The organism is Pseudomonas lyxosi, from assembly GCF_047758685.1.
GTDB classification, from domain to species: domain Bacteria; phylum Pseudomonadota; class Gammaproteobacteria; order Pseudomonadales; family Pseudomonadaceae; genus Aquipseudomonas; species Aquipseudomonas lyxosi.
On record NZ_CP180481.1, the window covers coordinates 3,409,243 to 3,432,245 of the forward strand.

At 62.6% G+C, this 23,003-nt stretch carries 2 protein-coding genes; both read left to right on the top strand.

The annotated features are described in order from the left end of the window. Positions 1–262: 262 nt before the first annotated feature. Positions 263–11,170 (top strand): non-ribosomal peptide synthase/polyketide synthase, encoded by a 10,908-nt coding sequence (locus tag ACMXYI_RS15705; protein WP_432760532.1) that lies wholly within the window; start codon positions 263–265, stop codon positions 11,168–11,170. After that, positions 11,170–22,932, top strand: a complete 11,763-nt coding sequence (locus tag ACMXYI_RS15715; RefSeq protein WP_415768013.1) for a non-ribosomal peptide synthase/polyketide synthase — start codon at positions 11,170–11,172, stop codon at positions 22,930–22,932. Before ACMXYI_RS15705 ends, ACMXYI_RS15715 begins: the two co-directional genes overlap by 1 nt. Positions 22,933–23,003 lie beyond the last annotated feature (71 nt).

Here is a 23,003-nt window from a genome sequence, read left to right on the forward strand (position 1 = left end):
ACATTCAACATCAATGTTGACTGGCAGGGCCTCATCGCGAGCAAGCTCGCTCCCACAATGATTTTCGACACCCTGACACTCCGCGTTCTACCTCCTTTCTGATAGTTGTTCTCATTCGCTAATTTTTCCGGTCTGCATTCGTTTTATAGGGACGACGTGCCTTTGTGCTTCCCGCCACTGATCCGGATGCTAAGAAATGAATGCTGAAGACTCCTTGAAACTTGCTCGCCGGTTTATCGGGTTGCCCCTGGAAAAGCGCCAGATGTTCCTTGCGGCCTTGCAAAAGGAAGGCGTTGATTTCGCCCGGTTTCCGATTCCCGCCGGCGTCGAAGCCGAAGATCGCCAGGCGTTGTCGTACGCCCAGCAGCGCATGTGGTTTCTCTGGCAGCTGGACCCGCAAAGCGGCGCGTACAACCTGCCGGGCGCGGTGCGTCTGACCGGACGTTTGAACCTGCCCGCGCTGGAGCAAGCGTTCGCCAGCCTCGTTGAGCGTCACGAAACCCTGCGCACCGTGTTCCAGCGCCAGGCCGACGACACTTTGCTGCAAGTCCCGGCCAGCGCGTCGCTGGTGATCGATCAGGTGGATTTCGGCGCATTACCGGCCATGGAGCGTGAAAGGGCCGTCGCCCAAGCGGCCGAGCAGCAATCCGTGCTGCCGTTTGATCTGGCAACCGGCCCATTGTTGCGCGTCACCTTGCTCAAACTCGCCGAGCAGGAACACGTCCTCCTACTGACCCAGCACCACATCGTGTCCGACGGCTGGTCGATGAACGTGTTGATCGACGAGTTCATCCGCTGCTACGACGCCTTTGAGGCGGGTGAAGAACCGCAACTCGCGCCATTGCCGATCCAGTACAGCGACTATGCGTTGTGGCAACGCCGCTGGCTGGAGGCGGGCGAGCAGGCGCGTCAACTCGACTACTGGCAGGCGCAACTGGGCGACGAGCACCCGGTGCTGGAACTGCCCACCGATCATCCGCGCCCGGCGATGCCGAGCTATCGCGGCACCCGTTACGAGTTCACCGTGAACGGTCAGTTGGCCGAACAACTGCGGGCCACGGCGCAGACGCACAACATCACCCTGTTCATGCTGTTGCTCGGCGCCTTCAACGCGCTGTTGCATCGCTACACCGGGCAGACCGACATCCGCGTCGGCGTGCCGATTGCCAACCGCAACCGCGCCGAGATCGAAGGCCTGATCGGCTTCTTCGTCAACACCCAAGTGCTGCGCACCCAGCTCGACGGCCAGACCCGCGTCGACGACTTGCTACGTGCCATCAAGGAAACCGCCCTCGGTGCCCAGGCCCATCAGGACTTGCCGTTCGAGCGCCTGGTCGAGGCGCTGAAACTGGAACGCAGCCTCAGCCACACGCCGCTGTTCCAGGTGATGTACAACCACCAGCCACAGGTCGCGGACATTTCTACGGTCAGCACCGCGTCCGGTCTGGCGCTGGGCGTGATCGAGTGGAAAGGGCGCACCACCCAGTTCGACCTGACCCTCGATACCTACGAAAAGGGCGGCAAGCTGCACGCCGCGCTGACCTATGCCAACGACCTTTTCGACGCCGCGACCATCGCGCGCATGGCGCAGCACTGGACGCATTTGTTGCAGGGCATGGTCAGTGATTCGCAGCAGCGCATCAGTGATTTGCCGCTGCTGGAGAACGCCGAATATCAGCGCATCGTGCATGACTGGAACCGTGCTGACGAAAGCTTTGCGCAAGACCTGTGCATTCATGAGCTGATCAGCCAGCAAGTCGTCGCGAACCCGACGGCATTGGCGGTGACCTTCGGCACCCAACATCTGAACTACATCGAACTCGACAGCCAGGCCAACCGCCTGGCCCACAAGCTGATCGAGCTGGGCGTTGGCCCGGAAATCCGCGTTGGCGTGGCGATGCAACGTTCCGACAATCTGTTGGTGGCGCTGCTGGCCGTACTCAAGGCCGGTGGCGCTTATGTGCCGCTGGACCCGGATTACCCGGCCGAACGCGTGGCCTACATGCTCGATGACAGCCGCGCCTTGGTGCTGCTCACCGAGCAATCGGTCGCCGCGACATTGACCGTCACCGCCGACACCCAAGTGTTGCTGATGGACGAAAGGGCGTGGGCCGCTTACCCAAGTAGCGCGCCGGTCACCCGCGTCACGCCGGACAACCTCGCCTACGTGATCTACACCTCCGGTTCCACCGGCAAACCCAAAGGCGTGGCCATCGCCCACCGCAACGTGCTGGCGCTGATCGACTGGTCGAAATCGGTCTATAGCTGCGAAGATATCCAAGGTGTGTTGGCCTCGACGTCGGTGTGCTTCGATCTGTCGGTGTGGGAACTGTTTGTCACCCTGGCCAACGGCGGCTCGGTGATCATCGCCCGCAATGCCCTGGAATTGCCGCAGCTGCCGGCCCGGGATCAGGTGCGCCTGATCAACACCGTGCCGTCGGCGATCAACGCCTTGCAGCGCGACGGGCAGATCCCGCAGAGCGTACGCATCATCAACCTCGCCGGCGAACCGTTGAAGCAGAGCCTGGTGGAGGCGTTGTATCAGCAGTCGACGGTCGAGCATGTCTACGATTTGTACGGTCCGTCCGAAGACACCACCTATTCCACCTGGACCCGCCGCGAGGCCGGTGGCCGTGCAAACATCGGCCGGCCACTCAAACACACCGCCAGCTATTTGCTCGATGCTGACCTGCAACCGGTACCGCAAGGCGTGTCCGCCGAGCTGTTCCTGTCAGGCGCCGGCATCACCCGCGGTTACCTGGCGCGTCCGGGCATGACCGCCGAAAAATACGTGCCAAACCCGTTCTCCAGCACCGGCGAACGCCTGTACCGCACCGGCGACCTGACCCGTTATCAGGCCGACGGCACGCTGCAATACGTCGGTCGCATCGACCATCAGGTCAAGGTCCGTGGCTTCCGTATCGAACTCGGTGAAATCGAAGCGCGGCTGTTGCAGCAAGAGGCCGTGCGCGAACTGGCGGTGTTGGCGCAGGACGGTGTCAATGGTCAGCAACTGATCGCGTACATCGTGCCGGCCGATCTGGCGTTGCTGGGCAATGTCGATGCTCAAGCGACCCAGCGTGAAACCTTGAAAGCCGCGCTGCGTCAACACCTGCCGGACTACATGGTCCCGGCGTTTCTGCTGTTCCTCGAACGCCTGCCGCTGACCCCCAACGGCAAACTCGACCGCAAGGCCTTGCCAGCGATTGACGGTTCGCAGCAACAACGCGAACACGTCGCGCCGCGCACGGCGATGGAAAAATCCCTCGCGGCGATTTGGCAGGACGTGTTGGCCATCGAAAATGTGGGTCTTGAAGACAACTTCTTCGAACTGGGCGGCGACTCTATCGTTTCCATGCAAGTGGTCAGCCGTGCGCGTCAGGCCGGCATCGTGTTGAGTCCGAAAGACCTGTTCCAGCATCAGACCATTCGCAGCCTGGCCCAGGCCGCCCGCAGCGGTGAGCAGCCATTGATCGACCAAGGTCAGGCGGTTGGCGCGGTGGCGCTGGCGCCGGTGCAACAGTGGTTCTTCGAGCAAGCGATCCCTGAGCGTCAGCATTGGAACCAGTCGCTGCTGCTGGTGCCGCGTGAGGCGTTGAACGTTGAGGCGCTGGATCGCGCTATAGAACAATTGCTGACCCATCACGACAGCTTGCGCCTGCGTTATGAACAGACCGCCGAAGGTTGGTTGCAAACCTACGCCGCGCCGACCACTGAATCAGTGTTGTGGCAACGTCAGGTGCAATCACTCGCGGAGCTGAATGCCTTGTGCGATGAAGCGCAGCGCAGTCTCGACTTGCAGAACGGCCCGTTGATGCGGGCGCTTCTGGTGGCGATGGCTGACGGCACCCAGCGTTTGCTGCTGGTCATTCACCACCTGGCGGTGGACGGTGTTTCCTGGCGTGTACTGCTGGAAGATCTTCAGCAGTTCTACAGCGGCAGCCATGTTTCGATGGCGAAAACCAGCAGCTATCAACGCTGGGTCGCCCGTCTGCAAGCTAACGTTCCAGCCTTTGAAAACAGCCTCGGTCACTGGCAAACCCAACTGCGCAACGCATCGAGTGATCTGTCGTGCGACCGTCCGAACGGCGCGCTGGAAAACCGTTTCGAACAGAAACTCGAACTCAAACTCGACGCCGAGCTAACCCGCAAACTACTGCAACAGGCCCCGGCGGCCTATCGCACCCAGGTCAACGACCTGCTGCTGACCGCCCTGGCTCGGGCGGTTTGCCGCTGGAGCGGGCAGGGCAGCACGCTGATTCAGCTCGAAGGCCATGGTCGCGAAGACCTGTTCGATGACATCGACCTGACCCGCACCGTCGGTTGGTTCACCAGCCTGTTCCCGGTCAATCTGATGCCTTCCGGCGATCTCGGCGCGTCGATCAAATCCATTAAAGAACAGCTGCGCGCCGTGCCGGACAAAGGCCTCGGCTATGGCGCGCTGCGCTACCTCGGCACCCCAACGATTCGTGCCGAACTGGCGGCGTTGCCGCAACCGCGCATCACCTTCAACTATCTGGGCCAGTTCGACCGTCAGTTCGACGACGCTGCGATGTTTGTCCCATCCACCGAAGGCAACGGCATCGCGCAAGATCCATCGGCACCGCTGGGCAACTGGCTGACGGTCGAAGGCCAGGTCTACGGCGGCGAGTTGTCGCTGAGCTGGGGCTTCAGCCGCGAGATGTTCGACACCGCGACTATCCAGCGTCTGGCGGACGATTACGCGCTGGAACTCAACGCGTTGATCGATCACTGCTGCGCCGTTGAAGCGCCGCAAGCCACCCCGTCAGACTTCCCATTGGCGCGCATCAGTCAGGCGCAACTCGATGCACTGCCGGTAGCTGTTTCGACCCTCGAAGACCTTTATCCACTGTCGCCGATGCAGCAGGGCATGCTGTTCCACACCCTGTACGAACCCGAAGTCGGCGCCTACATCAGTCAGTTGCGCCTGGACATTCAGGGCCTCGATCCGCAGCGATTCGCTCAGGCCTGGCAAACCGCGCTGGAACGTCACGACATCCTGCGCAGCAGTTTCCACTGGCAAGGCCTCGACACCGCGCACCAGGCAATTGTCCGCCACGTCGCGTTGCCGCTTGAAGTGCTTGAAGCGACCGACACCGATGCGCTGGCCGACGCTGAACGCGCGCAGGGGTTTGAACTGGGCACCGCGCCGCTGTTCCGTTTGAAACTGGTCCGCACGGGCGCCAATGACTGGCACCTGATCTACACCAGCCACCACATTTTGATGGACGGCTGGAGCAACGCGCAGTTGCTGGCCGAAGTGATCCAGCACTATGCCGCCGGGCAATCGCTGCCGGCACCGACCGGGCAATACCGCGATTATCTGGGCTGGTTGCAGCAGCAATCGGCCACTGCGGGCGAGCAGTTCTGGAAAGCGGCATTGGCACCGCTGGAAGCCCCGACGTTGCTGGCCGAAGCCTTGCGGCCGCCGGTGGGCGCCGAAGGCAGCGAGGAATACCGCGTCTCCCTCGACAGCCGCGCGACCCAGCGTCTGGCCGAGTTCGCCCGTCAGCAGAAAGTCACCCTCAACACCTTGCTGCAAGCCGCGTGGAGCCTGTTGCTGCATCGCTACACCGGTCAGGATTGCGTGGTGTTCGGTGCCACCGTGGCCGGGCGTTCGGCGCCGCTGCCGGGGATCGAAGAGCAGCTCGGGCTGTTCATCAACACGCTGCCGCTGGTGTGCACGATGAAGCCGGATCAAACCGTCAGTCAATGGCTGGGGGATTTGCAAGGGCTGAACCTGGCCATGCGCGAGTTCGAGCATGTGCCGCTTTACGACATTCAGGGTTGGGCGGGGCAGCAGGGTTCGGCGCTGTTCGACAGCCTGCTGGTGTTCGAAAACTTCCCGGTGGCCGAGGCGCTGAAACAGGGCGCACCGGCCGGGTTGTCGTTCGGCAACTTGCACAACCATGAGCGCACACACTATCCGCTGACCTTGGGCATCGAACTGGGTGAAGGCCTGAGCCTGGATTTCAGCTACGACGCGGCGCGGTTCAGTGCGGCGCAGGTCGCTGAGTTATCGGCGAATCTGCAGCATCTGCTGACGCAACTGGTGGCGCTGCCGGACGCGGCATTGGGCACGCTGGAACTGCTCGATGTCGAAGGCAAAAATGCCGTGCTCGCTGTCAGCCAACCGGCGGCAGTTGAGTTATCCTCAGCACTTTTGGCGCACGAACAAATCTCGGCTCAGGCCGCCGCTACCCCGGACGCGATGGCGTTGCAGGTCGACGGTCAAACCCTGAGCTACGGCCAATTGAACGCGCAGGCCAACCGACTGGCCCATCGCCTGATCGACAACGGCGCCGGTCCAGGCTCGCGTGTCGGTCTGGCGCTGCACCGCGGCCCGCAACTGATCGTCAGCCTGCTGGCGGTGCTCAAAACCGGCGCGGCTTATGTGCCTTTGGACCCGAAATACCCGGCTGAACGCCTGGCCTACATGATCGACGACAGCCGCCTCGACGTGCTGCTGTGCGAGTCCGGTCTGTTGGAAGACGTGCCAGGCGTGCTACGTCTCAGCCTCGAAGACAACGCCGACTACTCCGACAGCGATCCGCAAAACCACGCGCTCGCCGACGACCTGGCCTACATCATCTACACCTCCGGCTCCACCGGCCAACCCAAAGGAGTTGCCATCGCCCATGCGGCGTTGCGCGAGTTCTGCCAGACCGCCGCCGACTATTCGCGGCTGTCGGCGTCGGACCGCGTGTTGCAGTTCGCGACCTTCAGCTTCGACGGCTTCGTAGAGCAGTGCTTTCCGGCGCTGTGCATCGGCGCGGCGTTGATCATGCGCGGTGATGACCTGTGGGACGCCGGCCGCCTCGCCGCCGAAATCGTCCAGCAGGGCGTGACTGTGGCGGACTTGCCGGCGGCTTACTGGTATTTGCTGGCCCGGGAATGTGCGAGCGGTGTGGTGCGCAATCTCGGTGAGTTGCGCCAAGTACACGTCGGCGGCGAAGCGATGTCGGTCGAAGGTCTGCGCTTGTGGCATCAGGCTGGTTTGAACCATGTGCGACTGCTCAATACCTACGGTCCGACCGAGGCGACCGTGGTGTCCAGCGTTCATGAATGCCGACTTGAAGATACCAGCGACGCGTTTGGCATCCCGATTGGTCGCGCTATCGCCGGTCGCGCGCTGTATGTACTGGACGCTGCCGGTCAATTGCTGCCAAACGGCGGTGTCGGCGAATTGTGCATCGGTGCCCCGGCCAGCCTGGCGCAAAGCTACTTCGACCGCCCGGCGCTGACCGCTGAACGTTTCCTTCCAGACCCTTTCGCCCGTGAGCCGGGCGCGCGGCTGTACCGCAGCGGCGATCTGGCGCGTTACAACGCCGAAGGGAATCTGGAATACGTCGGCCGCATCGACCATCAAGTGAAGATTCGCGGTTTCCGTATTGAAATGGGCGAGATTGAAGCCTGCCTGCAAGCCCGTGAGGACGTGCGCGAAGCGGCGGTCATTGCTCAGGACGGTACGCAACTGGTGGCGTATGTCGTGGCCAGCGGCACGGTGGTTTCAGAGACGGAATATCTGGAAGGCCTCAGAGCCGTTCTGCGTCAGTCGTTGCCGGATTACATGGTGCCGAATCACCTGGTTCTGCTGCCGAAACTGCCGCTCAACAACAACGGCAAACTCGACCGCAAAGCCCTGCCGCGCGCTGAAGCGGGCGATGCACAACGCGAATTCGTGACCCCGGCTGAAGGGCTGGAAACGCAACTCGCGCTGATCTGGCAGGAAGTGTTGCAGGTCGAACGCGTGGGTCGTGACGACAACTTCTTCGAGCTGGGCGGGCACTCGTTGCTGGTGCTTCAGGTGATCTCTCGGGTGCGTCAGCAGTTGCAACTCGAACTGTCCGTCAGCAGCCTGTTCTCCGCGACGAATCTGGCGGAATTTGCCGAGCGTGCCGCGCTGGCGAATATCAGCGGTCAACCGGCCCTGCAACGTGCGCCGGTCGATCAGCCGCAGATCCTGTCTTACGCCCAACAGCGCCAATGGATTCTCTGGCAACTGGACCCACAAAGCTCGGCCTACAACATTCCCGCCGCACTGCGCCTCAAGGGCCCGCTGAATCGCGAAGCCCTGCGTGAAGCCTTTGCGCAATTGCAGGCCCGTCACCAAACCCTGCACACGACCTTTGAGCAGGACGGTCAGCTGGCGCGTCCGGTGCTGCACGACAATCTGGCGTTGCAACTGGATGAACGCACGCTCGATCAGTCCTCGGTCGACACGGCCGTGGCCGAAGAAATCGCCCGTCCATTCGACTTGCGCAACGGCCCGCTGTGGCGCGTGTTGCTGCTGCAAGTGAACACCGACGAACACGTGCTGGTGCTCACCGTGCACCACATCGCCGCCGATGGCTGGTCGATGCAGGTCATGGTCGATGAATTCAGCGCGTTGTATCAGGCGGCCGTCGAAGGCAAGTCTGCGAACCTGTCGAGCCTGCCGGTGAACTACAGCGACTACGCCCGTTGGCAGCGTGACTGGCTGGAGGCCGGGGAGGGCGCACGCCAACTGACATGGTGGCGCGAGCAACTGGATGGCAGCCAGGCACCGCTTGAATTGCCGAGCGAACTGACCCGTCCGGCCCGTCGCACCGAGCGCGGCGCCAGTCTGGCGCTGAGCGTTGATCGCGAATTGCTCGCCGGTTTGCGTCAGCGCGCCCAGGAACAACAGGTGACGCTGTTCATGCTGTTGCTGGCAAGTTTCCAGACCTTGCTGCATCGCCAGAGCGGGCAGTCGAGCATCAGCGTCGGCGTGCCGAGCGCCGGTCGCTCGCGCCTGGAAACCGAAGGCCTGATCGGCTTCTTCATCAACACCCAAGTGTTGCGTGCGGAGATCGATGGCCAGCAGCCCTTCAGCACCTTGCTGCAACAGGTCAAACAGGTTGCCTTGGGCGCGCAGGTTAACCAGGACTTGCCGTTCGAGCAGTTGGTCGACGCCTTGCAGCCGGACCGCAGCCTCAATCACAGCCCATTGTTCCAGGTGCTCTACAACCACCAGCAACAACTGGGCGCGAGCGTCGAGCGCAGCGTCGCCGACTTGCAGGTTGAGCGTATGCAATGGCAGCAACACACCACGCAATTCGATCTGGTGCTCGACACTCAAGAGCAGGGCGAAACGCTGGACGCCAGCCTGACCTACGCAACTGATTTGTACGACGAGGCATCGATGAGTCGCCTGGCCGAGCAGTGGCTGAGCCTGCTGCGAGCGGTGGTCGAAGATCCACAGCAACGCGTCGCCGAACTGCCATTGCTCAAAGCAACACAACGCGATTCGCTGATCCAGCACTGGAACCCGACGTTCCAGGTTCAACCGCCGTCGCCAACCTTGCACCACTTGTTCGAAGCCCAAGCTACCGAGCGGCCGAACGCAATCGCGCTGGTCTACGAAGGCGAGCAACTGACCTACGCCGCGCTCAATACTCAGGCCAACCGACTCGCGCGCAAACTGCGTGAACAGGGCGTCGGCCCAGAGGTGCGCGTCGGCATCGCCACCGAACGGGCGATGCCGCTGGTGGTTGGCTTGCTGGCGATTCTCAAGGCCGGCGGCGCCTATGTGCCGCTCGATCCGCAATATCCGGCCGAGCGCCTGAGCTACATGATCGAAGACAGCGGCATCACGTTGCTGCTGACCCAACAACACTTGATCGATGGCTTGCCGGCCCGCGACGGCGTGCAAGTGCTGAGCCTGGAGTCGTTGCAATTGGATGCCTTCAGTGACGACAACCTGCCAGCGCTAGCCTCCCCGGACAACCTCGCCTACGTCATCTACACCTCCGGTTCCACCGGTCGGCCGAAGGGCGCATTGCTCAGCCATGGCAACGTCGGGCGTTTGCTTACCGCCACCGCTGGCGAGTTCAACTTCGGTCCGGACGATGTCTGGACGCTGTTCCATTCCTACGCCTTCGATTTCTCAGTGTGGGAGCTGTTCGGTTCGCTGTGCACCGGCGGGCGCCTGGTGATCGTGCCGTATTACATCAGCCGCGAGCCGCAAGAGTTCCACCGCTTGCTCTGTGATGAAGGCGTGACGGTGTTGAACCAGACCCCGACCGCGTTCCGCCAGTTGTTGCCGATTGCCTGTGCCAGCCCACGAAACATGGCCCTGCGTCAGGTGATTTTTGGCGGCGAAGCCCTCGAAGTCGCCAGCCTGCGTCCGTGGTTTGAACGTTTTGGTGACCAGCAACCGACACTGGTGAACATGTACGGCATCACCGAAACCACGGTGCACGTGACCTACCGCGCCATCCGCCTCGCCGACCTCGACGGCAAGGCCCAGAGCCCGATTGGCCTGCCGATCCGCGACCTGCGCTGGTACTTGCTCGACAGTCAGTTGCAACCGGTGCCAGTGGGTGTGGCGGGCGAGTTGTACATTGCCGGCGCGGGTCTGTCGCGTGGTTATCACGGGCGTTTCGGCCTCACCGCCGAGCGTTTCGTACCGAGTCCGTTCGATGCATCCCAACGCCTTTATCGCAGTGGCGACCTGGCCCGCCAGCGTGCCGACGGCAGCATCGATTACCTCGGACGGATCGACCAGCAAGTGAAGATCCGCGGTTTCCGCATCGAACTGGGTGAAATCGAAGCCGCACTGCTGGCTCAACCGGGTGTGCGCCAAGCGGTGTTGAGCGTGCATACCGGCGAAGGCGGTCCGCAGCTGTGCGCCTACGTCGTGGCCGAGCAGACCCCGCATGACCCAATCGCCTGGCGCGACAACCTGCGCGCCGCGCTCAAGGTGGATCTGCCGGATTACATGGTGCCGAGCCACTGGTTGCTGCTGGATGCCTTGCCACTGACCGGTAACGGCAAGCTCGACCGCAAGGCCTTGCTGGTACCTGACGCGCAGGAATGGCAACGCCCATTCGAAGCCCCCGAAGGCGATCTCGAACGGCAACTGGCAGACATCTGGGCCAGCGTGCTGGGCGTGGCGCAGATCGGCCGACGCGACAACTTCTTTGAATTGGGCGGGCATTCGCTGCTCGCCGCCCAGGCCAGTGCCCGTGTGGAACTGGAGCTGGGCATCGAGCTGCCGCTGCGCGCGCTGTTCGAATCCACCGACCTTCAGGCTTATGCCGCCATGGCCGGGCAACACGCCCCGGCTGACAACGATGCACGTCTTGATGCGCTTGAGTCGCTTCTCGACGAGATGGAGATCAACTGATGGAACACACCACTGCCCAGCGCATCGCCAGCCGTTTCGCCGGCCTGCCTGCCGACAAGCGCCGCGAGTTTCTGCAACGCATGCAAGAGCAGGGCGTGAGTTTTGGCCAACTGCCGATTCCGCCTGCTGCCGAGCCGCAAACGACCTTCGAACTGTCGTACGCGCAGCAGCGCCAATGGTTCCTCTGGCAGCTTGATCCGCAAAGCTCGGCGTACAACATTCCCGCCGCGCTGCGTCTGCATGGGCCGCTGAATGTCGCGGCGTTGCAGCAGAGTTTTGACGTGATGCTGGAGCGTCATCAGAGTTTGCGCAGCCGTTTCGTCGAGGATGACGGTCAGGTAGTGCAGACACTGGCCGGGTTCACTTCGCTGCCGATCGAACAGATCGACCTGCGCGATGAACCTCAGGAGCAGCGTCTCGATCTGGCCATGAAAGCGGTCGAGCAGGACATCGCCCGGCCGTTCGATCTGCAGCACGGTCCGCTGTTGCGGGTCAGCCTGTTGCAACTCGATGCCGAAGACCATGTGCTGTTGCTGACCCTGCATCACATCGTCACCGATGGCTGGTCGATGGGCGTGTTGGTGGAGGAGTTTTCCCGGCTCTACGCCGCGCATTGCCAAGGGCAGAACGCTGCGCTGGAAGCGTTGCCGATCCAGTATTCCGATTACGCCCTGTGGCAACGTCGCTGGATGGACGCGGGCGAACTGGAACGTCAGCTCAACTGGTGGCGTGAAACCCTGGGCAGCGAACAACCGCTGCTCGAATTGCCCACCGACCGTCCACGCCCGGCGCAACCAAGTCAGCGCGGCGCGCGTCTGGATTTCGCCCTCGATGCGACCTTGGCCAGCGGGCTGATGAGCCTGGCCAAACAGCGCGGCGTTACGCCGTTCATGCTGTTGCTGGCCAGCTTCCAGGCCTTGCTCTATCGCTACAGCGGCCAGTCCGACCTGTGCGTTGGCGTGCCGATTGCCAACCGCAATCGCGCGGAAACCCGTGGCCTGATCGGCTTCTTCGTCAACACCCAGGTGATGCGTGCTGAACTGGACGGACGTCTGCCATTCAGCCAATTGCTCGACCAGACCCGCGCCGCTTCGCTGGATGCCCAGGATTATCAGGACTTGCCGTTCGAGCGTCTGGTGCAGGCGTTGCAAGGTGAACGCAGCCTCAGCCACAGCCCGCTGTTCCAGGTGATGTTCAACCACCAGCAAGCCAAACCGGCAGCGGTCAGCGGTTTGCTCGCCGGCCTGCGCGTCGAAGCGCTGAACGCCACGGCGCACACCACGCAATTCGATTTGCAACTGGACACGCAGGAAGAGGGCGACAAGCTGTTCGCCAGCCTGACGTATGCCACCGATTTGTTCGATGCTGAGCGCATCGAGGACCTGGCTCGTCACTGGCGCAATCTGTTGGCCGGCGTACTGGCGAACCCGCAATGCCCGCTCGCCGAGTTGCCATTGCTGGATGCCGACGAGCGCCTGCGCATCCTCGATGATCTGAACGACACGGCTCAAACCTATCCGGGCGAAGTCTGCGTGCAGCGCCATTTTGAAGAACGCGTGGTTGAAAACGGTGAAGCAACGGCGCTGGTGTTCCAGGGGCAATCCTTGAGTTACGCCGAGCTGAACTTACGCGCCAACCGTTTGGCCCATCATTTGCGCGTCCAGGGTGTTGGCCCGGAAGTACTGGTAGGCATTGCCTGCGACCGCTCGTTTGAGATGGTCGTCGGCCTGCTGGCGATTCTCAAGGCTGGCGGTGCGCATGTGCCGCTGGACCCGGAATATCCGCTCGATCGCCTGAGCTACATGATCGAAGACAGCGGCATTTCGCTGTTGCTGACCCAGGAGCATCTGCTGGCGCAACTGCCGACCCCGGACAACGTGCGCCCCCTGTGCCTGCATGCCGAGGCCGATTGGTTGAGCGACTTGCCGGGCACTGATCTGCCCAACCTGGCCATCGCAGAAAACCTCGCCTATGTGATTTACACCTCCGGTTCCACCGGCAAACCGAAAGGCGCGGGCAACCGCCATGTGGCGCTGCATAACCGTCTGGAGTGGATGCAGGAAGCCTACAATTTGCAGCCGAGCGACCGCGTGCTGCAAAAGACGCCGTTCAGTTTCGACGTGTCGGTGTGGGAGTTCTTCTGGCCACTGATGAAAGGCGCCACGCTGGTCATCGCGGCACCGGGCGAGCATCGCGATCCGCAACGTCTCGCTGCGTTGATCGTCGAGCAGGCGATCACCACGCTGCATTTTGTGCCGTCGATGCTCTCGGCGTTTATCGGTGCCGACGAAGCACTGGCCTGCACCTCGCTGCAACGGATCATTTGCAGTGGCGAAGCGCTGCCGATGGAGTTGCAACGCCAGACCTTGCGCAGCCTGCCGCAAGTCAACCTCTACAACCTCTATGGCCCGACCGAAGCGGCCATCGACGTGACCCACTGGACGTGCGTGGAAGAGGGCCGCGACAGCGTGCCGATCGGCCGACCGATCGCCAACCTGCGCACCTGCATCCTCGACAGCGAACTGCAACCGTTGCCGCTGGGCGCGGTGGGCGAGTTGTACCTGGGCGGCGTCGGTCTGGCGCGCGGTTATCACCGCCGTGGCGCGCTGACTGCGGAACGTTTCGTGGTCGATCCGTTTGGCAGTGGCGAGCGTCTGTACCGCACCGGTGACCTGGCGCGTTATCGCGCTGATGGCGCCATCGACTACTGCGGCCGTATCGACCATCAAGTGAAGATTCGCGGTTTGCGCATCGAGCTGGGCGAAATCGAAGCACGCCTGCAAGAGCATGCCGATGTGCAGGAAGCTGTGGTGCTGGCCCTCGACGGTCCGAGCGGCAAGCAATTGGTTGCGTACATCGTGCCGCAGAATCGCGCTTTGGTCAGCGCCGATACCGAGCAGCAAGGCGCGTGGCGTGAAACCCTGAAAAGCCATCTGCTGGCGAGCCTGCCGGACTACATGGTGCCGGCGCAGACCGTGTTGATCGAGCAAATGCCCCTGAGCCCGAACGGCAAACTCGACCGCAAACGCCTGCCGGCGCCGACCGCGCAAGTCAGCCAACGCGCTTTCGAAGCACCGCGCAGCGAACACGAACAGGTGCTGGCGCAGATCTGGCAGGACGTGTTGGGCGTGGAGCAGGTCGGGCGTCAGGACAACTTCTTCGAACTGGGCGGTGACTCGATCATTTCGATTCAAGTGGTCAGCCGTGCCCGTCGTGCCGGCCTGAGCCTGCAACCCCGTGACCTGTTCCAGCAGCAGACGTTGCAAGCGCTGGCCGCCGTGGTCAAAGAGCAGGCCGCACCGCTGGCGCAACAAGGGCCGGTGGACGGTGTGCAAAAACTCACGCCGATCCAGCGTTGGTTCTTCGACGAGCCGATTCCGCAACGCGCGCACTGGAACCAGGCGGTGCTGCTTGTGCCGCGCGAAACCCTCGAGTTGCCGCGCCTGCAAGCCGCGCTGCAACGTCTGCTCAAGCAACACGATGCCCTGCGTTTGCGCTTCAGTCAGGTCGACGGCCAATGGTCGGCACGTTATGTCGGGGCCGACAGCGCCGACGTGATTGACATGCTTTGGACCGCTCGCGTGGCCAGCGATGCCTCGCTGGAATCGGTGTGCGACGAAGCCCAGCGCAGCCTCAGTCTGCAAGACGGTCCGTTGCTGCGCGTGGCGTTGATCGCGCAGGCTGATGGTTCCCAGCGGTTGCTGTTGGTTATCCACCATTTGGCGGTGGACGGTGTGTCCTGGCGGGTGTTGCTGGAGGATTTGCAGGCTGCTTATCAAGGGCAAGAGCTGCCGCCGAAGACCAGCGCTTTCCAGGCGTGGGCAGACAAACTCGATGCCTATGCACGTTCCGAAGCCGCTGCCGACGAACTGAGCTGGTGGCAGGCGCAACTGAGCGTCGCCAATGATCCGCTGCCAGCCGCCAACGCTCAGGCCAGTCAGGCCGGGTATCTGCGCCAAGGTGTGAGCATCGGTCTTGACCGCGAGCAGACTCGCCAGTTGCTGCAACAGGCCCCGGCGATCTATCGCACTCAGGTCAACGACCTGCTGCTGACCGCATTGGCCCGCACCCTCAGCCGCTGGACCGGTGATGCATCGGCGCTGATTCAGCTTGAAGGCCACGGCCGCGAAGAGCTGTTCGACGACATCGACCTGACCCGCACCGTCGGCTGGTTCTCCAGCCTGTTCCCGGTGCACCTGACGCCGACCGCCGACCTTGGCGGTTCGATCAAGGCGATCAAGCAGCAACTGCGTGAAATCCCCGGCAAAGGCATGGGCTACGGCCTGTTGCGTTACATGGGCGATGCGTCGACCCAAGCGGCGTTGGCCGCGTTGCCGCAAGCGCGCGTGACGTTCAACTACCTCGGCCAGTTCGACCAGAGCTTTGCCAAAGACGCACTGTTCACCCCGGCTCGCGAATCCAGCGGTGCCGCGCAATCGGCTGACGCACCGTTGCCGAACTGGTTGTCGGTGGATGGCCAGGTGTATGGCGGTGAACTGAAACTCGACTGGACCTTCAGTCGCGAATGCTTCGACCTGTGCGAAATCGAAGCGTTGGCCGCGGACTTCCGCAGTGAGTTGCTGGCGCTGATCGCCCATTGCCTGAGCGACGGTGCGGGTGGCGTGACCCCGGCGGACTTCCCGTTGGCGCGTCTGACCCAGGTGCAACTCGATGGTCTGCCAGTGCCACCGGCGCAAATCGAGGACTTGTATCCGCTGTCGCCAATGCAGGCCGGTTTGTTGTTCCACAGCTTGTACGAGTCAGAGTCCGGCGCCTACGTGAACCAGCTCAGCGTCGAAGCCCGTGGCCTCGATGCCGAACGTTTGGGCCGCGCCTGGCAGGCGGTGCTCGACACCCATCCGATCCTGCGCAGCAGCTTCCACTTCCCCGACGGCTTTGAAGCGCCGGTGCAATTGGTCCATCGTCATCTGCAATTGCCGCTGACCTGCCTCGATTGGCGCAACCGCTGTGATCAGGCCGAAGCACTGGCACAGCTGATCGACCGCGAACGTCTGCAACTCGATTCGACTCGCGCGCCGTTGATGCGTTTGACCCTGGTGCGACTGGACGATGATCGTCAGCAACTGATCTACACCCACCATCACCTGTTGCTGGATGGCTGGAGTAATTCGCTGCTGTTGAGCGAAGTTTTGCAGCGTTATGCCGGGCAAGACGTGCAGGCACCGACCGGGCGTTTCGCCGACTACATCGGCTGGCTGCAACGTCAGGATGCGCAGGCTGATGAGATCTTCTGGCGCGAGCAACTGGCGACCCTCGACAACCCGACGCTGTTGGCGCAGAGCCTGGCGCATGTCGACCTCAAACAAGTGTCGACGGCGGAGTTCGCCGACCATCGCCAGACCTTCGATGTCGCCACCAGCAAACGCTTCAGCGACTTTGCCCGTCAGCAAAAGGTCACCCTCAACACCTTGGTCCAAGGTGCCTGGGCCCTGCTGCTGCAACGCTACAGCGGTCAACGCAGCGTCGCGTTCGGCGCGACCGTGGCGGGGCGTCCGGTGGACTTGCCGGGGGCTGAAAGCCAGCTCGGCCTGTTCATCAATACCTTGCCGGTGATCAGCTCGCCGGACGCGGTTGAAAGCGTCGGCCAGTGGCTGACCCGCTTGCAGGCGCAGAACCTGGAATTGCGTGAACATGAATTCACCGCATTGGGTGACATTCAGCGTTGGGCCGGACGTGCCGGCGAACCGCTGTTCGACAGCCTGCTGGTGTTCGAAAACTTCCCGGTGGCCGAAGCGCTGCAACAAGGTGCGCCCGCCGGTTTGAGCTTCTCGATCCCGCAGAACCATGAACGCACCAACTTCCCGTTGACCCTGGCGGCCACTGCCGAAAGCCAGCTCAGCCTGAACTGGAGCTACCAGTGCGCCCATTTCAGCAGCGAAGCGATTGTTCGCATGAGCGAGCATCTGGCCGCGCTGCTGACGGCGATGGTCGCCGCGCCACAGGCTGCGTTGAGTGAACTGGACCTGCTCACCGCGCCGGAACGCGCGCAACAGTTGGTTGAGTGGAATCCGGCATTTACCGCGGCGCAAAACCCGCTCTGCGTGCATCAGTTGATCGAGGCCCAAGCGGTCATCCGCCCGAACGCCACGGCGCTGATCTTCAACGATCTGGAATTGAGCTTCGACCAACTCAACCGCCGCGCCAACCAATTGGCCCATCGCCTGCGCGCACTGGGCATCGGCCCGGAAGTGCGGGTTGGTCTGGCGATGCAGCGTTCGCCGGAGATGATCATTGGCCTGCTGGCGATCCTCAAGGCCGGTGGCGCTTACGTGCCGCTGGACCCGGCGTACCCGGCCGAGCGCCTGCGCTATCTGATGGAAGACAGCGGCATTTCGCTGCTGATCAGCCAATCGTGGCTGCGGGAAAAACTGCCCTTGCCGGAAGGCCTGTCGGTGCTGGAAATCGACCACGAACCGCTGGAGGTCATGGCCGACACCAACCCGGTCAACCTGACCTGCGGCGGAAACCTTGCGTACCTGATTTACACCTCGGGCTCCACCGGGCGGCCGAAAGGCGTCAGCGTGGCCCACGGTCCATTGGCCATGCATTGCCTGTCGATCGGCGAGTTGTATGGCATGACCCCGGACGATCGCGAGTTGCAATTCGCTTCGATCAGCTTCGATGGCGCCCATGAGCGCTGGCTAACGCCGCTGGTGTTCGGTTCGGCAGTGATGCCGCGCGACGACGAGTTGTGGAGCGTGGAGCGCACCTGCGCCGAGATCGAAAAGCACGGCATCACCATCGCCTGCTTCACCCCGACCTATCTGGGGCAGATCGCCGAATTCATGGGCGAAGCGGGGCGTGATCTGCCGATCCGTTCCTACACCCCGTGCGGTGAAGGCATGGCCAAGCATGCGTTCGATGAAGTCCAGCAAGTGCTGCAACCCAAGCGCCTGATCAACGGCTATGGCCCGACCGAAACGGTGATCACGCCGCTGATCTGGCTGGCGTATCCGGATACCGAATTCGACTCGGCGTTCATGCCGATTGGCCGGCCGGTCGGCAACCGTAGCGCCTATATCCTGGATGGCGGCTTGCAGCCGTTGCCGGTTGGCGTGGCGGGCGAGTTGTACCTGGGCGGCGAGGGCGTCGCCCGTGGTTACCATCAACGTCCGGATCTGACCGCTGAACGCTTCGTGCCAGATCCGTTCGTACCAGGTGCGCGTTTGTATCGCAGTGGCGACCTCGCGCGGTTCCGTGCCGACGGTGTCGTTGAGTACCTCGGCCGTATTGACCAGCAAGTGAAGATTCGCGGGTTCCGTATCGAACTCGGCGAAATCGAAGCCTGCCTGCTTGAACACGAAGGTGTGCGTGAGGCCTTCGTGATCGATCGCGAAGGCCCGGTCAGTCGCCAGTTGGTTGGCTACGTGGTGCCGCGCGATCCGCTCGCCGATGAGCAGGATCTGCGTGAAGCGCTGACCCTGCACCTGCGCAGCCGTCTGCCGGCGCACATGCTGCCGGCGTATTTGATGTGCCTGGCCGCGTTGCCGCTGACGCCGAACGGAAAACTTGATCGCCAAGGCCTGCCAGCGCCTGAAGCAACCCGGCAGAACCACGATCAAGTGGCCGCCGCGTCGCCGGCCGAAGCGTTGCTCGTGGAAATCTGGCAAGAACTATTGGGGCTGGAGTCGGTGGGCGTCACCGAGAACTTCTTTGAGCTGGGCGGTGACTCGATCATCTCGCTGCAAGCGGTGAGTCGTGCCGGGCAGCTCGGGCTGGTGTTCAGTCCGAAGCAACTGTTCGAACAGCAAACTATTCGTGCACTCGCTACGGTGGCGAGCAGTCGTGAAGCGGCGTTGGTTGAAGCGCCGAAAGTCGCTGCTTTTGCGCTGGTGCCGCACATCGATATCGCCGCCCGTGAGGGGCTGCAAGATCTCTATCCGCTGTCGCCGATGCAGCAAGGCATGCTCTTCCATTGCCTCGATTCGCCGGAGCTGAACCCCTACGTCAACCAGTTGAGCGTGGCGGTCGATGGTTTGCAGGTGCCGCGTTTCCGCGCCGCTTGGCAAATCCTGGTTGAGCGTCATGAAGTGCTGCGCGCAGCGTTCCGCTGGCGTGATGGTCTGGCCGATCCGCTGCAAGCGGTGTTCGCCGATGTCGAGCTGCCGATCGAAGAACTCGACTGGCGTGATCGCACCGACACCGAACAGGCGCTGAGTGAACTGGCGGCGGCGGAACAGGCCAAAGGCTTCGACCTGAGCTGCCCGCCGTTGATGCGTTTCATACTGGTTCGCCTGGGTGATGACCGTTACCAGATGATCTGGATTTACCATCACCTGTTGCTGGACGGTTGGAGCGCCTCGCGTCTGTTGGGCGACATGCTGCGCCTGTACTACAACGACAGCCTGCCGAGCCTGACCGGTCGTTACGCCGACTACATCGCCTGGCTGCAACGTCAGGACGGTGCGCAGGCCGAAGGTTTCTGGCGCGAGCGCCTGGCATTGCTCGAAGAGCCGACCATTCTGGCCAAGGCTTCCGGTGCGACAGGTTCCGGTCACGGCGTGATGTACAGCAACCTCGACGCCGAGGCGACGCGCAAACTGCACAGCTTCGCCAAGCGTCAGCGCGTGACCCTCAACACACTGGTGCAAGGCGCGTGGCTGCTGTTGTTGCAACGTCACAGCGGCCAACGCAGTGTCGCGTTCGGCGCCACGGTGGCGGGGCGTCCGACCGGGTTGGCCGGCGCGCAGGACATGCTCGGCCTGTTTATCAACACCTTGCCGGTGATCCAGACCCTCGATCCGCAACAGCCGCTGGGCGAGTGGCTGCGTGACTTGCAGGATTACAACCTGATGGTCCGCGACTACGAGCACACGCCGTTGTCGGACATTCAGCGCTGGGCCGGGCAGGGTGGCCAGGGCTTGTTCGACAGCATCATCGTGTTCGAAAACCATCCGGTGGACCGCGCCTTGAAAGGGGGCGAGGAAGGTGAACTGCGCTTTGCCGAAGTCGGCAGCGGCGGGGTGACCAACTTCCCGATGGACTTGATGGTCAGCGCCAACGAAGAAGGCCTGGAAGTCGAATACCTGTTCCTGCGTGATCGCTTCAGTGAAGTGGAAGTAGAGCGGATTCGTGCGCAGCTCGAAGGTTTGTTGCGTGCGTTGCCGGAGGATGCCACGCGTCTGCTTGGCAACATTGGCTTGTCTGAAGCACTGATCAGCCTGCCGCAAGTTTCTGAAGACAACGCCGATTTGCTGCACGCGTTCAATCAGCATGTCCGCACGCAACCGCAGAAAATCGCCTTGATCTGTGAGGATCGGGAAGTCAGTTATGCACAGCTTGAGGCGCAGGCTAATGGGTTGGCGCAGCAACTGATTGGTCGCGGCATCGGTCAGGAAAGCCTGGTGGCGGTGGCGTTGCCACGTTCCGAGCTCACCATGGTTGCGTTCCTCGCAGTGCTTAAAGCAGGGGCGGCGTATCTGCCTTTGGACCTCGCGTACCCGGCCGAGCGACTGGCTTACATGTTGAGCGATTCGGCGGCCAGTCTGTTGCTGTGCGACAGCGATTTGGGCGAACGACTGACCCTGGCTGACAGCCCGCCACGTCTGTTGCTCGATCAACTGGCCGTTGCTGGCAACACCGAGTGTCCGGTTGCCAATCCGCTGCCGGGGCACCTGGCGTACCTGATTTACACCTCCGGTTCCACCGGCCAACCGAAGGGCGTGGCCGTGGCGCGCGGACCGATTGCCCGGCATTGCCGCGGCATCATCGAGCTCTACGAACTGGCACCGCGCAGCCGCGAATTGCACTTCATGTCGTTCGCTTTCGACGGTGCTCAGGAGCGCTGGCTGAGTGTGCTGTTGGCTGGCGGCAGTCTGGTGATCCGCGATGACAGTTTGTGGACGCCGGAGCAAACCCTGGAAGTACTGCAGCGTCACGGTGTCACCGTGGCCTGCTTCCCGCCGGCGTACCTGCAACAGATGGCCGAGGTGGCTGAACGTTTGGGCAATCCACCGGCGGTCGAGGTGTATTGCTTTGGTGGTGATACAGTGCCGGAAGCCAGTTTCGAACAGGTCAAACGCGCCTTGCGTCCGCAGCGTCTGGTCAACGGTTACGGCCCGACCGAAACCGTGGTCACGCCTTTGTTGTGGCGCGCCGAGGTCAGCGAAACCTGCGACGCGGCGTATGCGCCGATTGGTCGTGGTGTGGCCGGGCGTGGGTTGTACGTGCTGGATGCCGACCTCAATCCGTTGCCGGTCGGTGTCAGCGGTGAGTTGTACCTGGGCGGCGAATGCCTGGCGCGCGGTTACCACCAGCGTCCCGGCATGAGTGCCGAGCGTTTCATTCCCGATCCGTTCGCGGCCGGTGGCCGCATGTACCGCACCGGCGACCTGGTGCGCCAGCGTGAGTGCGGGTTGATCGACTACCTCGGTCGTCTTGACCAGCAAGTGAAGATTCGTGGTTTCCGCATCGAACTGGGCGAAATCGAAGCGCATCTGCGTGATTGCGTCGGGGTGCAGGATGCCGCCGTGGTGGTACACGACACGCCGACCGGCAAGCAATTGGTCGGTTACGTGGTGGCTGCCGGTGCAGTCGGGCTGGACCGTCGCTTGAAATCTGAACTGCAAGCGCAACTGCCGGACTACATGGTGCCGGCGCGGATCATGGTTCTGGAGCGCTTCCCGCTGTCGGCCAACGGCAAGCTCGACCGTCGCGCACTGCCTACGCCTGAATGGGCGCTCGGCGGTTATCGCGCGCCGCGCAACGCACTGGAAACGGCGCTGACCGCGATCTGGCAAGAGGTGCTCGGCGTGCCGCAAGTGGGCATCGACGACAACTTCTTCGAACTCGGCGGCGACTCGTTGCAGGTGCTCAAAGTCATCTCGCGGGTGCGCAGCCAACCGCAGCTGGGCTTCGAATTGAAACTGCGCGATCTGATGCAGAAACCGTGCATCGCCGAACTCAGCGGCTATCAGGCTGCCGAACCGGCGTCTGCGCCGGACCCGTTGCTGGCGCTGAATGCGCGGATCCCCAACGTGCCGGCGCTGTTCTGCCTGCACGCCGGTTTCGGCACGGTGTTCGACTACGAACCGCTGGCCCGTCGACTGGAAGGACGGCGCACGGTGTACGGTCTGCAATGCCGGATGCTGCTTGATCCGCTGTGGCAGGACGAGTCGCTGCAGGCCATGGCGCAAGCCTATGCGCAACGGATTCGCAGTCAGCAGGCCAAGGGACCTTATTACTTGCTGGGCTGGTCGTTGGGTGGGGCGTTGACGCAACTAGTCGCGCACGAGCTGGAAACCCAGGGCGAGACGGTCGCGTTTGCCGGGCTGGTCGACAGTTACGTGGCGGGCACCGCAGAAGCGGGGGACTGGCGCGAGGACCTGGGCGACTTCCTGAAATTTGTGCTCGGTCTGCCGGCCGATGAGGCTCAAGCGCTGATTGCGCTGAAAGCCGCTGACTTGAATGAGCGCGAGGGTTCCGCGGTGGTGATCGAGGCGGCCATGCACGGCTCCAATGAGCAAGCGGCGTTGGGCGCGGGGGAACTCACGCAGATCTTCGCCACTGGCTCACGCCTCAAGCAACTGGCGTTGGCGCATCGGCAACTGCCGGCGATCCAGGTGACGGCGCATCGCTGGTGGGTGGCCGAACGCGACGACGAACGTCGGGTATTCGAGGCCCAGGTCGGCAGCCACGGCGTTGATCGCTTGTTGGCGGGTGGGCATTACGAGTTGCTGCGCGGTGATGAGTTGCTCGACGAGCTTGAAGACCTGTTGGAACGCCGATTGGCCATTGCTTAAACGGGGGGCGCCACGGTCCCCTGTAGGAGCTGTCGAGTGAAACGAGGCTGCGATCTTTTTAAGATCAAGAT

What these genes read in the sequence shown, in the direction of transcription:
- ACMXYI_RS15705 (WP_432760532.1), top strand. Translation starts at nt 263, where the DNA reads ATGTTCCTTGCGGCCTTGCAAAAGGAAGGCGTTGATTTCGCCCGGTTT.
- ACMXYI_RS15715 (WP_415768013.1), top strand. Translation starts at nt 11,170, where the DNA reads ATGGAACACACCACTGCCCAGCGCATCGCCAGCCGTTTCGCCGGCCTG.